Source organism: Sporosarcina saromensis, from assembly GCF_054901285.1.
Genome location: NZ_CM142738.1, coordinates 3,005,802 through 3,019,547, shown reverse-complemented (window position 1 = coordinate 3,019,547; position 13,746 = coordinate 3,005,802). Strand labels below are relative to the sequence as shown.

Annotated in this window: 11 protein-coding genes; all 11 read left to right on the top strand. The window is 40.6% G+C overall.

Annotation, left to right across the window (positions count from 1 at the left end; translation table 11 throughout):
• Positions 1-178 precede the first annotated feature (178 nt).
• The 11 genes from ACVHUV_RS15495 (at position 179) to hemA (ending at position 13,658) form a co-directional block, all read left to right on the top strand.
• Positions 179-1,537, top strand: a complete 1,359-nt coding sequence (locus tag ACVHUV_RS15495) for a sensor histidine kinase (protein ID WP_462085199.1) — start codon at positions 179-181, stop codon at positions 1,535-1,537.
• Positions 1,538-1,556: 19 nt separating this feature from the next.
• Positions 1,557-2,231, top strand: coding sequence for a response regulator transcription factor (locus ACVHUV_RS15490; RefSeq protein ID WP_462085198.1), 675 nt, complete (start codon positions 1,557-1,559; stop codon positions 2,229-2,231).
• Between the two features lie 80 nt (positions 2,232-2,311).
• Positions 2,312-3,043, top strand: a complete 732-nt coding sequence (locus ACVHUV_RS15485) for an urease accessory protein UreH domain-containing protein (RefSeq protein WP_462085197.1) — start codon at positions 2,312-2,314, stop codon at positions 3,041-3,043.
• Between the two features lie 168 nt (positions 3,044-3,211).
• On the top strand, positions 3,212-4,708 hold the full coding sequence (locus ACVHUV_RS15480) for a multicopper oxidase family protein (protein ID WP_462085196.1): 1,497 nt from the start codon (positions 3,212-3,214) through the stop codon (positions 4,706-4,708).
• A gap of 67 nt (positions 4,709-4,775) precedes the next feature.
• The gene (locus ACVHUV_RS15475; protein ID WP_462085195.1) at positions 4,776-5,102 is read left to right on the top strand and encodes a four-helix bundle copper-binding protein; all 327 of its coding nucleotides are present in this window, start codon (positions 4,776-4,778) and stop codon (positions 5,100-5,102) included.
• Positions 5,103-5,277: 175 nt separating this feature from the next.
• Entirely contained in the window at positions 5,278-6,258 is a 981-nt protein-coding gene (locus ACVHUV_RS15470; protein WP_462085194.1) for a tetratricopeptide repeat protein, read from the top strand.
• 113 nt (positions 6,259-6,371) lie between these two features.
• Positions 6,372-7,658: a trigger factor gene (gene tig, locus ACVHUV_RS15465; RefSeq protein ID WP_371389436.1), complete on the top strand. Its 1,287-nt coding sequence runs from the start codon at positions 6,372-6,374 to the stop codon at positions 7,656-7,658.
• Positions 7,659-7,803: 145 nt separating this feature from the next.
• Positions 7,804-9,069 (top strand): ATP-dependent protease ATP-binding subunit ClpX, encoded by a 1,266-nt coding sequence (gene clpX / locus ACVHUV_RS15460; RefSeq protein ID WP_462085193.1) that lies wholly within the window; start codon positions 7,804-7,806, stop codon positions 9,067-9,069.
• A gap of 129 nt (positions 9,070-9,198) precedes the next feature.
• The gene (lon, locus tag ACVHUV_RS15455; RefSeq protein ID WP_462085192.1) at positions 9,199-11,523 is read left to right on the top strand and encodes an endopeptidase La; all 2,325 of its coding nucleotides are present in this window, start codon (positions 9,199-9,201) and stop codon (positions 11,521-11,523) included.
• A complete protein-coding gene (gene yihA / locus ACVHUV_RS15450) occupies positions 11,520-12,101 on the top strand; it encodes a ribosome biogenesis GTP-binding protein YihA/YsxC (RefSeq protein WP_317942290.1) in 582 nt (193 codons plus the stop codon). Before lon ends, yihA begins: the two co-directional genes overlap by 4 nt.
• 207 nt (positions 12,102-12,308) lie before the next feature.
• Positions 12,309-13,658 carry a glutamyl-tRNA reductase gene (gene hemA, locus ACVHUV_RS15445; RefSeq protein WP_462085191.1) on the top strand — a complete coding sequence of 450 codons (1,350 nt, stop codon included), beginning with the start codon at positions 12,309-12,311 and terminating at the stop codon, positions 13,656-13,658.
• Positions 13,659-13,746: the final 88 nt, after the last annotated feature.

Here is a 13,746-nt window from a genome sequence, read left to right as displayed (position 1 = left end):
AATTCTGTGCTTATAAACAGGATGTAGACTTGTGTATAGACAAATAATGTTCAATCGTAGTTAGTTAAAATGAATATCAAAAATGTGGCCGGTTATTGAATGTCCATCAAACCTTTCTGCATATCTTTTTCATAATCATTTTCTATAATAGATTGAGATGTATTGGGAGGTGAGGATGTTGAAGAGAATTTCCACAAAACTAGCTGCCTACTTTATCTTGTCATTTCTTTTGCTTGAATCGATTCTTATGATCTATCTGCACCAAACGATAATTCACGCGCGAATTGAAGAAGAGTTTGAGAGAGTGATGGCTAATGGCTCTAACCATCGTGAGGTGTTAGAGGATTACTATTCTGAAGAGACGATGAATCATATCGTCTTAATGGAATACGGCAAGGAAAGCGAAGTAGTTATCACGGGAGAAAACGATGAGGTTATTCAGAGTTCAGCCGAAAACATTCTTGCTTTGAATAAGTATTTGAAGCTATTGGACGGTTCTCGCCGAGAAGATGATCAGTTGCTATTAGATGATTGGAAAAACTCGGAGTATATTGTGAGTGTTCATCCTTATCAAATAGCGGATTGGTCAGGTCATGTAGTGATGTTCCAAAAGACTGAACCTATTCAACGATTAGTCGACCGTGTCAACTTGCATTTCGGTTTAGCAGGCGGTGTAAGCATAATCATTTTGTTTGTCATTTATCTTGTCCTATCCAAGTTTTTAACGCGTCCGCTCGTACATATGAAAGAAGCAACTGAAAAATTACGTGAAGGAGATTTTCGTGTTAGTTTGCCGAATGCAGGAAAAGATGAACTCGGAGAACTGTCTATGGCCATTATGGAACTGGCGACGGACTTGGAAACTATGAAAACGGAGCGAAATGAATTTTTAGCGTCGATTTCCCATGAACTTAGCACGCCCCTGACGTATATGATCGGCTACTTGAAAGTGGCGATGAGAAATGAGCTTACGGATGAGGAAAGAATGGAATACTTGAAGATCATTGCGGAAGAATCGAACCGAATGAAGGAACTTGTGAAAGATTTAATGGAGTTAGCGAAAATGGATGAATTGTCTTTTACGGTTGAAAAGACGTATTTCTCGGCACAACGATTTGCAAAGGAATTATATCGTCTCGTACAACCTTCATTTGAACTGAAAAACATCAACCTAACCATTTTATGTGAAAAAGACTTTCAACTGTTTGCAGATCCCTTACGCTTGGAACAAATTCTATTGAATTTGTTGGATAATGCATTGAAATATTCAGAAGCGAATACGGACGTAACGATGACCGTATACGAGGAGGGTGCTAATGCAGTCCTACAGGTCTCTGACGAAGGAATTGGTATTCCTCATGATGAAATTGACCGGATTTTTGACAAGTTGTATCGAGTTGAGAAATCTCGTTCACGTACGTCTGGAGGCTCAGGATTAGGACTAGCGATTGTGAAGGAGCTAGTTGAAGCGCACGATGGTGTCATTTATGTAGAAAGCCGCGTTGGCACTGGCTCCACTTTTATAGTGAAACTATAAGTTGAAAGGGGAGATTACATTGCGAAAGATCCTACTCATCGATGATGAACAAAGAATGCTTAATTTACTTGAATTATTTTTAGCTCCACATGGATTTGCCTGTTTGAAAGCGGAGAGTGGTGAAAAAGGGATTGAAATGATCCAGTCACAACAAATAGATCTTGTCATTTTGGATATTATGATGCCTTTCATGGATGGCTGGGAAGTATGTGAAATGATTCGCCAACAAGTAAATGTGCCGATTATTATGTTGACTGCAAGGGCAGATAAATTAGACGTTGTTCGAGGATTAGATGTTGGCGCTGATGACTACGTTACAAAACCGTTTGATGAAGGTGAACTCGTTGCAAGAGTGAATGCGTTACTTCGAAGAGTGCATAAACAGGAAGACGAAAATACAACGGTAAATGGTGAATTCATCTTAAGTCACGACACGTACTCGTTGAAATATAGGCATGTTGAAGCCTATCTGACACTGAAAGAGTATTCCATTATTCATACGTTAATTAGCAATCCGAAAAGGACGTATACGCGAGAGCAGTTACTGCGTACTGCATGGGATTACAACACCTACACGGACATTCGTACAGTAGATTCACACATTAGAAATCTACGGGAAAAATTGAAAGCGGCTGGTTTTCCAATCGAGGAATTTCTCCATACTGTGTGGGGGATTGGTTATAAATGGGGATAAAGAGATTTTGGTGGAATCGATTACTGAAAAAGTAAAAGAAATAAATCAAGTCGCTAAGAAATATAGGAGGTGTTTTACATTTGTATGGAATCTTATCTGAGATAAGTGTAAGTATTACCGAGCCAATGACTCGACTCATCAATTCATTTTGGGATTACCCCCTAGTTGTTGCACTATTACTCGGTGTAATTGGTGCGGCTGCTCCTTGTCAGCTAACAGGCAATATAAGTGCGATGACGCTGTATGGGCAACGATCTGTACAAACAAAGAGTGATTGGAAAGAAGTCCTGTTTTTCATACTGGGTAAAATTGTTGTTTTTAGCGTATTTGGGCTTTTCGCATGGTTGTTTGGCCAACAATTTGAATCATCCTTAGTAGGCTATTTTCCAATCTTCCGAAAGGTTATCGGTCCCCTCATTGTCCTTACAGGTCTTGTACTTCTCGGGATTGTAAAGATGCGCTTTTTAAATCGATTAGCGATACATGTCCCTCAACGGTTACTTGACGGGAAGCTTGGTTCTTTTCTGTTTGGTGCAAGTTTTTCAGTCGCATTTTGTCCGACAATGTTCATTTTGTTTTTCGGTTGGCTTATGCCTGTTGTCACTGCCACGTCCTATGGCTTAATTCTTCCAGCTGTTTTTGGTATAGCTACTGCATTTCCTCTTATTTTGTTGTTTGTGTTTATTTGGTTTTTTAACGTAGACAAACGGATTATGCGAACAAGTGTCAAGATTGGTGCTGCTATTCAAAAAGTGGCAGGTGTCATGCTTATCATCATAGGATTATTGGATACTGTGACTTACTGGAGTTGAATTTTACTTGAAATGACTCGTGTAAACAGTTCCATCCTCTCAAGTGTAATTCCTACAAATGAGAACTCCTTCCTATTTGTGATGAATTGATTACGATATGCATAGATTTTCCTTATTTATTTGCTACGCTACGTAACGAACGATGGTGAAGTATTGGAGGAAACGATGATGAATAGCAACAAACTCGCACTGATGATGTTAGGGGGCTTCCTAATATTGAGCGGCTGTGTGAAAGAGGAGCCTGCAGAAGTCCGTACGGATCAGACAATGATGAATCATGATGAAATGGAAGACGGTATGAGTCATGGTGAAATGGAAGGCCATATGAGTCATGATGAAGTAATGCAATTAAAAGATTCTACAGGTGAAAATGAATTGATTGTCCCACCGGTTCTTGAGCGGAATATAGATGGTGATGTCACTTACACGGTAAGGGCTCAAAAAGGGGAAACTCAAATATTTAATGGAAGTAAAACGAAAACGTATGGCTACAATGGAACGTTTTTAGGCCCCATGCTCCAGTTTACAAAAGGAGAAACGATTAAAATCCGGACAATTAATGAACTTGATCAAGAGACAACTTTCCATTGGCATGGGTTGGAAGTGGCTGCTGATGCAGACGGTGGCCCTCATGATGCACTACAACCGGGTGAGGAGAGAGTAATTGAGTTTAAGGTGACACAAGAAGCGGCAACACTGTGGTTTCACCCTCATCCTCATGGAAATACTGCAGATCAAGTATACAACGGATTGGCTGGTTTAATTTTTATTGAGGATGAAAACTCAAAGCATCTTAATGTGCCGGATGACTACGGGAAAAATGATTTTCCGTTAATCATTCAAGATAAGATGTTTGATGAGAACCATCAATTGAATTATCGTGAAGCTCGAAATGAAGACGGCACAATCGGTGATACGTTACTCATAAATGGAACGGTCAATCCGAAGTTGACAGTGGAGAAAGAGAAAGTACGGTTGCGAATCGTAAATGGCTCGAATGCGAGAAATTACACATTGAAGTTAAATAGTGGGGATTCGTTTGTTCAAATTGGTACGGATGGCGGTTTTTTGAACGAGCCTGTAACCGTTCAGGAAGTCACTTTGACACCTTCTGAAAGAGCGGAGATTGTCATTGACTATCAAGCAATTGATGCAACTTCTGATTTGGCATTAGTGAATGAAGATGGCTCCGTGCTGTTGCCTTTTGACATTGCTCATTCAAATGGAGTGGCAAGCGAATTATCGACACAGTTAAATGATTTCACGCTGACTGCTGAGGAAAAGAACTTGCCAGTTAATAAGACGGTAGAATTATTCGGGATGATGGATCATGTGACGATTAACGGGAAGAAATTCGACCCGGACCGAATCGACTTTACACAAGAGCAAGGCGTTACTGAAGTATGGGAAATTTATAATAAGCCGGACATGATGGGTGGAATGATTCATCCGTTCCATGTTCATGGTGCACAATTCAAGATTATTAGCAGAGATGGCGCTGCACCTCCAGAGAATCAACAAGGATGGAAAGACAGCATTGCTGTACATCCCGATGAGACAGTGAAGATTGCCATTCAATTTAAAAATAAAGGGTTGTATATGTTCCATTGTCATATACTCGAACATGAAGATAATGGAATGATGGGACAAGTTTTAGTAGAGTGATCGAAGAGGTTTTACACCTTCTTATGTGGGGAAGAGAGTAACGAACTTCATAAAAGGAGCTGAGCAAATGAACGTGAACTATGAAGAATGTCTCCAAGCCTGTTTGGAATGCTTGGAAGCGTGCAACAGATGTTACGATGCTTGCCTAGGTGAAGAAAACGTGAAGATGATGGCGGACTGCATTCGTCTAGACCGTGAATGTGCAGATATATGTGCGTATACGGCACAAGCAATTACACGTAATAGTCCGTTTGTAAAAGAAATTATGGAGTTGTGTGCGAAAATTTGTGAGCAATGTGAAGAAGAATGTGACAAACATGACCATGAACATTGTAAACAGTGTGCAGAAGCTTGCCGTAAATGCGCAGAGGCGTGTAAAAAAGCTGTCGCTTAACAGCAGCTTTCGATAGAAGGAAGAAGGGGTAATCCACTTCCTTCTTTTTTCTTGTCTAATGGAAGGAATGAAAGTCCTGTTGTAACGTAATATTCATTGAACGCCGATGCATAAATCGATTCCAGTTGGAAAATGCTATGTGGTATAGTGGAGAGGATGAAAGAAGGTGAATGCCGTGCGAAATAAGTATGGGAAATTGCTGAAAAAAGATAATATCGTTGTATTTCCAGGCGCATTGGATGGGCTGATTGAAAAAGGACTGGATGCCGTTGAGGATGTGGACTACGAACTTGCGGTTGAATCCTTTGACCAGGTTTATCATTTTGACCCGGACAATATGCGTTTGTTGGCACCGTATGCTGTTTCTTTATATGAAACGAGAAACTTTGAAAAAGCGAAAGAAATCGCTACGAAATTATTACATAGTGGAGCAGCAGAGTATTTAGATGCGATGGAATTGTATTTAGCAATCAGTATTCAATTGCAAGAGTATGAAGAAGTGGAAATGACCATCGCTACACTGCTCGAGGAAAATATTGTACCACCAGACATGATACAGAAGTTCAACTATTTACGTGATTTAAATAATCGATTAGCGAGCCGCTACGCTATCTCGGAAGAACCAATGATAGAACTACAAGAAGCACTGACAATTGAAGAGTTTTTAGCGAACACACCTGAAGTGCAACAACAAATAGTAGCGTCAATGGAGAATCGCCAGGTTGAGGCGGAAAGTTTAAAATTACTCGCTGAGATAGCCGAACATGAAGAGATTCATCCTCTAGTTGTTACATATGCGCTCGTTCTTTTACGTGACGCTGCTTGCGATAAAACATTGACTGTGAAGAAATTCGGATTTGAAAAAGCGGTCGTACCCACTGAATTACATTTGCCGAACCAAGATGAAAAAACACGGGAAGTAATTGATCGGATAAGCGACCTTAACGAAAAAGATCCATCGAGGATGCAAATGGCGATTGAAGCGAGCTTGCGTTATGGCATCATTGCATACCCATTCAGTTGGGAAGGCTTTTCTGCGGAAGAAGTTGCGCAAGGCTATATTCATTACATAGACGGTTTGTTTACTGGGGAAAAGTGGATTGATTCGGAATTAATGAACTTGATCCAATCAATTGATGAACAAACTGAACAATAAGTAGCAGTAAATCTGTTGAAAGATCGAAAGACTATGATATACTATAGTGGTTGTAAATGGCGTATTAACATGCGATATTATACTTGTCATAAATGATTCGGAGGTATTTACTAATGTCAGTTAATTGGGAAAAACAAGAAGGTAATAAAGGTACACTCACAGTTGAGGTGCCAGCAGAAAAAGTGAACGCTGCGATCGATGAAGCGTTTAAAAAAGTTGTAAAGAAAGTTCAAGCACCTGGATTCCGTAAAGGGAAAATGCCTCGTAAAATGTTTGATAGAATGTACGGAGTGGAAGCTCTTTATAATGACGCACTTGATATCATCCTACCGGAAGCTTATGGCAATGCACTAGACGAGTCAGGTGTGGAGCCGATTGCTCAACCTGAAATTGAAATCGACGAAATGGAACAAGGCAAAGCGCTTGTATTCAGAGCGATTGTTACATTAAAGCCGGAAGTTTCACTTGGAGACTACAAAGGTCTTGAAGTAACTCGCCAAGAAACGGCTGTGACGGATGAAGAGATTGAGGAGCAATTGAAAGATCGTCAACAAGCGCTTGCAGAGATGGTTGTAAAAGAAGATGGAGCAATTGAAGACGGCGACACTGCGAACATTGACTTTGAAGGGTTCGTTGATGGTGAAGCGTTTGAAGGCGGGAAATCTGAAGGATACGACTTGCAAATTGGATCTGGTTCATTCATTCCAGGTTTTGAAGAGCAATTAATCGGCCTTAAAGTGGGCGAAGAGAAAGACGTAGAGCTTTCATTCCCTGAAGAATACCATGCTGCTGAATTAGCAGGTAAACCAGCTGTATTCAAAGTGAAAATCAATGAAATCAAAACAAAAGAAATTCCTGAACTAAACGACGAACTAGCTCAAGAAATTGACGAAGAAGTCGAAAGCCTTGAAGCACTTCGCACAAAGTTAAAAGAAAAGACTGCTGAAGAAAAGAAAAATGCTGCTGATGCTGCATTGCGTGACGAGCTTGTCGAAAAAGCTGCAGCGAACGCAGAATTCGAAGTACCTGAAGTAATGGTAGATTCTGAAGTGGATCGCATGATGCAAGAGTTCGGTCAACGTTTGCAAATGCAAGGTATGAACCTTGACCTATACTTCCAATTCTCTGGTCAAGACGAAGCAGCTCTTCGTAGCCAAATGAAAGACGATGCACTTAACCGTGTGCGTGTATCATTGACACTAGAAGCAATTGGCAAAGCTGAAGATCTTCAAGTAACTGAAGAAGAAGTGAACGCAGAACTTGAAAAGATGTCTAAGCAATTTGGAATGGAAGTTGACCAAATTAAACAAACACTAGGTGGAACGAAAGTTCTTGAAAACGACTTGCGTTTGAATAAAACAGTGGAATTCCTCGTTGACAACGCAAAAATCACTGAATAAGTAGACACAATCATACAAGGTGCGGCTTTCCCGTACCTTGTTTTTCATAGGACGAATTGAACCTGTGGGAAAAGAGGATAAGTTCTAATTAGTTGATAAAAACGGGGGAATCTTGTAAGATTGTCACTTGATAGGGGTGAGCTTGATGTTCAAATTTAACGATGAAAAAGACAACTTGAGTTGTTCATTTTGTGGTAAAACCCAAGACCAAGTAAGGAAACTTGTTGCTGGTCAAGGTGTTTATATTTGTGATGAGTGTGTCGAGCTCTGTGCTGAAATCGTTGAGGAAGAAGTAGGCCTTGAAGAGCACTTTGAGCTTAAAGACGTACCGAAACCACGTGAAATACAAAGTATTCTTGATGAATATATTATCGGTCAAGATAGAGCTAAGAAATCATTGGCTGTGGCGGTATATAACCACTACAAACGGATTAATACGAACAGTAAAGTAGATGATGTGGAAATTGCAAAGTCAAACATTGTCTTAATAGGACCTACTGGAAGCGGGAAAACACTATTAGCTCAAACGTTGGCACGTATTTTGGACGTTCCATTTGCGATTGCAGATGCAACTTCCCTAACTGAAGCCGGCTATGTCGGTGAAGACGTGGAAAATATTTTGTTGAAGCTTATCCAAGCTGCAGATTTCGATATTGAACGAGCTGAAAAAGGAATTATCTATATTGATGAAATCGATAAAGTTGCTCGTAAATCCGAAAATGCTTCGATTACACGGGACGTTTCTGGTGAAGGCGTACAGCAAGCGCTTTTGAAAATCCTTGAGGGAACGGTAGCAAGTGTACCACCACAAGGAGGAAGAAAGCACCCACATCAGGAATTCCTGCAAATCGATACGACAAATATTTTATTTATCGTAGGTGGAGCATTTGACGGGATGGAAGAAATCATTAAGCGTCGTACGGGTCAAAAAGTGATTGGATTCGGAACGGATATTGAGAAAGCTGATGAAGAAGCTTCCTTACTTTCTAAACTGATTCCTGAAGACTTACAACGCTTTGGATTGATTCCGGAATTTATCGGTCGTCTACCGGTTATCGCTACTTTGGAGCAATTAAATGAAGATACGCTGTATCAAATTTTAACGGTTCCAAAAAATGCAATTGTCAAGCAGTACCAAAAGATGGTTGAACTCGATGGCGTTGCATTACGTTTTGAAGAAGAGGCGCTTCTTGAAATCGCTAAAGAGGCGATTGTTCGAAAAACAGGTGCTCGTGGATTGCGTTCTATAATTGAGAATATCATGTTAGATATTATGTATGAACTTCCTTCTTTGGAGGAAGTAACAGAATGCATCATTACGAAAGACGCTGTTCTAAAAAAGTCCAGCCCGATTCTTTATCGGGAAGATGGATCTGAATTTGATTTGGATCCAGAAAAGAACACGGCATGATAACAGGAGGGACAAAGCCGACTCCGGCGAGGCGATTCATTCGCTCATCGGTTGTCGGCTTTTTCCACCTTATATGAATTGCGAATATTGGACATACATAAGATAGGAACTTTCGGAGGTGACTACTGCATGGATATTGAAACAAAAGTAAACGTTCCCCTTTTACCATTACGCGGAATGTTAATGTTTCCTAAGATGGTTTTACATATTGATGTGGGGCGCGAACGCTCAGTGTTTGCAGTCGAACACGCCATTGCAAATGGGAATATCATCATGCTCGCTTCTCAAAAAGATACAAGTGTCGAAATACCTGAAGCGGATGATCTGTACACAATTGGTTTGTTGGCCCATGTAAAATCGTTGAATGAACTACCGAATGGTACATACCGAATCCAACTTGAAGGCTTGGAACGAGCGGAATGGAGCAATTATGAAGAAGCAGATCTATATCCTGTCGTCGATGTGAAGGTTATTCCTGCAAAGGAAGAGAATGATGCAGAAATGATAGCGCTAAAGCGTACATTGCTCCCGTATTTCAAGAAGTACGCCAAAAATTCATCAAAAATCTCCCAAGAGACGTACGATTCGATTGCATCGATCGAAGAGCCAGGAAGATTCGCAGACACAGTTGCTTCCCATCTACCGTTAAAGCTGGCAGCTAAGCAAGAAATTCTTGAAATGAGTAATGTCAAAAAACGATTGGAATTTCTCGTACACAAACTCCATGATGAGCAAGCGATATTAGAATTGGAAAACAAAATAAACAATCGCGTAAAGTTGGCGATGGAACGGACTCAGAAAGAGTTTTACTTACGTGAACAAATGAAAGCCATTCAAAAAGAGCTTGGTGATAAAGATGGAAAAAACATTGAAATTGTTGAGATAACAGAGAAAATTGAAGCTTCAGGGATGCCTGAACATGTAAAAGTTGTAGCCTATCGTGAATTGCAGCGTTATGAAAAAGCGCATTCGGCTTCAGCCGAAAGCGGTGTAATTCGTAATTATCTTGACTGGCTTGTGGCACTGCCTTGGACAGATGCGTCTGCAGACCAACTTGACATTAATCGATCTGAAGAGATTCTAGATCGTGATCATGAAGGGCTAGAATCTGTTAAAGAACGTATTTTAGAATACTTAGCTGTCCGTCAAATGACAAATTCACTAAGAGGGCCAATCCTATGTCTGGACGGACCACCAGGTGTTGGTAAAACTTCACTTGCCCGTTCCATTGCAGAATCGTTAGGCAGGGATTTTGTGCGTATTTCCCTTGGTGGTGTTCGAGATGAGTCTGAAATTCGGGGTCATCGACGGACATACGTTGGGGCCATGCCTGGTCGAATCATTCAAGGGATGAAAAAGGCAGGAAAGATTAACCCTGTTTTCTTGTTAGATGAAATTGATAAAATGTCAAATGATTTTAGAGGAGATCCTTCTGCAGCGATGTTAGAAGTGTTAGATCCTGAACAGAACCATGCGTTCAGTGATCATTATATTGAGGAACCTTATGATTTGTCAGGTGTTTTATTCATTGCAACATCAAATGATGTCAATGCCATCCCGGGTCCATTGAGAGATCGAATGGAAGTCATTTCAATTCCAGGTTATACAGAGGTTGAAAAGCGGGCAATCGCAAAAAATCATTTGATTCCTAAACAATTGAAGGAACACGGTTTAACGAAATCCCAAGTTCGTTTTAATGATGAAGCGATTATGCATATCGTCCGCTACTATACACGTGAAGCAGGCGTCCGTGGACTTGAACGTGAAGTGGCACGCGTATGTCGAAGGGCAGCTAAACAAATCGTGACTGGCGAAAAGAAAAGTGTGACCGTAAGTGCCAACACTTTGGAGTCACTACTTGGTAAGAGAAAGCACGATTATGGTCAAGCGGAACTGAAAAATCAGATCGGTGTTGCGACCGGTTTAGCGTATACATCCGTAGGCGGAGATACTTTACAAATTGAAGTTTCATTATCGCCCGGGAAAGGTAAACTCATCTTGACTGGGAAATTAGGGGACGTCATGAAGGAATCTGCCCAAACAGCGCTTTCGTATGTCCGATCGAAAGCGGAGCAGTTTAACATCGACCCGGAATTTTATGAAACGAACGATATTCATATCCATGTTCCACAAGGGGCAGTACCAAAAGATGGTCCTTCTGCAGGTGTGACAATTGCAACTGCGCTTGTCTCTTCGTTAACGAACAAGCCTGTTCGACGTGAAGTCGGCATGACAGGCGAGATTACGCTAAGAGGACGAGTTTTACAAATTGGTGGAGTGAAGGAAAAATCGCTCAGTGCCCATCGAGCAGGTTTAACAACCATTATTTTACCGATGGCGAATGAGCGTGATATTGAAGATATACCGGAAAGTGTACGTAGTGAGCTGTCATTCAAGCTTGTTTCGGATGCTGAAGAAGTATTAGCAATTGCATTAGAGGAGGCTTCCGAATGAAAGTCAATCAAGTAGAAATGATTATGAGTGCCGTAAAACCTGAGCAATATCCAGATGATGGATTCCCGGAATTTGCATTAGCGGGACGCTCCAATGTTGGAAAATCGTCTTTCATCAATAAGATGATCGGTCGAAAAAGTTTAGCGAGAACATCTTCCAAACCAGGAAAGACACAAACGCTAAACTTTTATAAAATTGAAGAAAAATTGTTTTTTGTAGATGTACCAGGATATGGCTATGCAAAAGTGTCAAAATCCGAGCGAGAAGCATGGGGCAAAATGATTGAGCGGTATTTGACGGGACGAGAACAGCTACGTGCAGTTATTCAAATCGTCGACCTTCGTCATCCCCCAAGCGCTGATGATTGCGTCATGTATGATTTTTTAGGGCATTACAATATCCCTACCATCATTATTGCAACGAAAGCTGATAAAATTCCAAAAGGAAAATGGGAAAAGCACAAAAAGATTGTCCGCGATACATTACATGTAAGAGCAGGAGATCCGATTGTTTTGTTCTCATCTGAAAAAGGAATTGGTATGGAACAAGCTTGGAGCGAAATTGAAAGTCGGATGTAAAGATAACGTTTCATAACAGAAAATCCGGATTAGCATTTGTGGTCCGGATTTTTTTCTGCCAATCAGGTCACACTAATTGATAATCATTATAAATATTGCCATTCAACCATTGATGGTTCAAGAGTTGTTCACAAAAACTACAGAATTCGACATCGTTATATGGTATAATCGATATGTTTAAAAGAACGGGAGAGGTGTGAACACCCAATGTATACAATCGTAGTCGGTGTCAATCACCGGACGGCTCCAGTAGAAATAAGAGAAAAGTTATCTTTTGTTGAGACTGACTTGCCGCGGGCAATGCAAACTTTGCAAAAAGAGAAAAGCATATTGGAAAACATCATCATTTCTACGTGTAATCGGACGGAAATTTATGCAGTAGCGGATCAAGTCCATACGGGACGTTACTACGTAAAACGGTTTTTAGCCGATTGGTTTAACATGGAGCTTGAAGATCTTTCCCCTCATTTGCTTATTTATGAAAATGATGCAGCAATCGAACATTTGATGAGAGTAGCTGCTGGAATTGATTCGATGGTTCTTGGTGAGACACAGATTTTAGGACAAGTCCGTGACAGTTTCTTGAAAGCACAAGAAATTGGAACGACTGGAACAGTTTTTAATGAACTATTTAAAAGAGCGATTACGGTGGCTAAACGCGCGCATTCCGAAACGGCAATTGGAGATAATGCAGTATCCGTTTCCTATGCAGCTGTTGAACTTGGAAAGAAAATTTTTGGTTCATTACAACATAAACATATCGCCATTTTAGGTGCAGGGAAAATGGGCGAGCTTGCTATTAAAAATCTGCATGGTAGTGGTGCAGGAAAGGTCACGGTCATAAACCGAACACTTTCTAAAGCTGAAGAAATGGCTGAACAATTTGGTGGTGTTGCCAAATCGATGCAAGAGTTACAATGCTCATTACTTGAAGCTGATATATTAATTAGTTCTACAGGTGCTACAGACTACGTCATTGACTTTGAACTGATGCAAATGGTGGAGAAACTGCGCAAAGGAAAACCATTCTTTATGGTTGACATAGCGGTTCCTCGGGATCTGGACCCACGTATTGGAGAGTTGCCAAATGTCTTCCTGTATGACATTGACGACTTACAAGGGATTGTTGAAGCGAATTTAGCAGAGCGTAAACGGGCTGCGGAAGAAATTGGCCTCATGATTGAAGAGGAAATCGTAGTATTTAAAGAATGGATTGCAACTTTAGGTGTTGTACCACTTATTACAGCCTTACGGGAAAAAGCGAATGCAATCCAATCTGAAACGATGGATAGTATACTAAATAAAATGCCTAATTTGTCAGAGCGTGAGAAGAAGGTATTGAATAAACATACGAAGTCAATTGTCAACCAGCTCTTAAAAGAACCGATTCTACAAGCGAAAGAACTGGCAATGGATGGACAGGCAACAGAAAAGTTGGCGTTGTTTAAACAGATATTTGGTTTGGAAAATGAGCCGGTTTTTCAAAACGCACGACAAGCAGAGGAACACGTTAAAACGAAAAAAAATGTAAGCGTACAAGCAAATCCAATTGCATAAATCTTTACCTGTTAGTGGAAGCGAACACAATGATGATGCGAAGAACTTGTTGCATTTCCATCTATTTTAAAAACATGAGGGATGAAAT

What these genes read in the sequence shown, in the direction of transcription:
- ACVHUV_RS15480 (WP_462085196.1), top strand. Translation starts at nt 3,212, where the DNA reads ATGAATAGCAACAAACTCGCACTGATGATGTTAGGGGGCTTCCTAATA.
- ACVHUV_RS15475 (WP_462085195.1), top strand. Translation starts at nt 4,776, where the DNA reads ATGAACGTGAACTATGAAGAATGTCTCCAAGCCTGTTTGGAATGCTTG.
- tig (WP_371389436.1), top strand. Translation starts at nt 6,372, where the DNA reads ATGTCAGTTAATTGGGAAAAACAAGAAGGTAATAAAGGTACACTCACA.
- clpX (WP_462085193.1), top strand. Translation starts at nt 7,804, where the DNA reads ATGTTCAAATTTAACGATGAAAAAGACAACTTGAGTTGTTCATTTTGT.
- lon (WP_462085192.1), top strand. Translation starts at nt 9,199, where the DNA reads ATGGATATTGAAACAAAAGTAAACGTTCCCCTTTTACCATTACGCGGA.
- yihA (WP_317942290.1), top strand. Translation starts at nt 11,520, where the DNA reads ATGAAAGTCAATCAAGTAGAAATGATTATGAGTGCCGTAAAACCTGAG.
- hemA (WP_462085191.1), top strand. Translation starts at nt 12,309, where the DNA reads ATGTATACAATCGTAGTCGGTGTCAATCACCGGACGGCTCCAGTAGAA.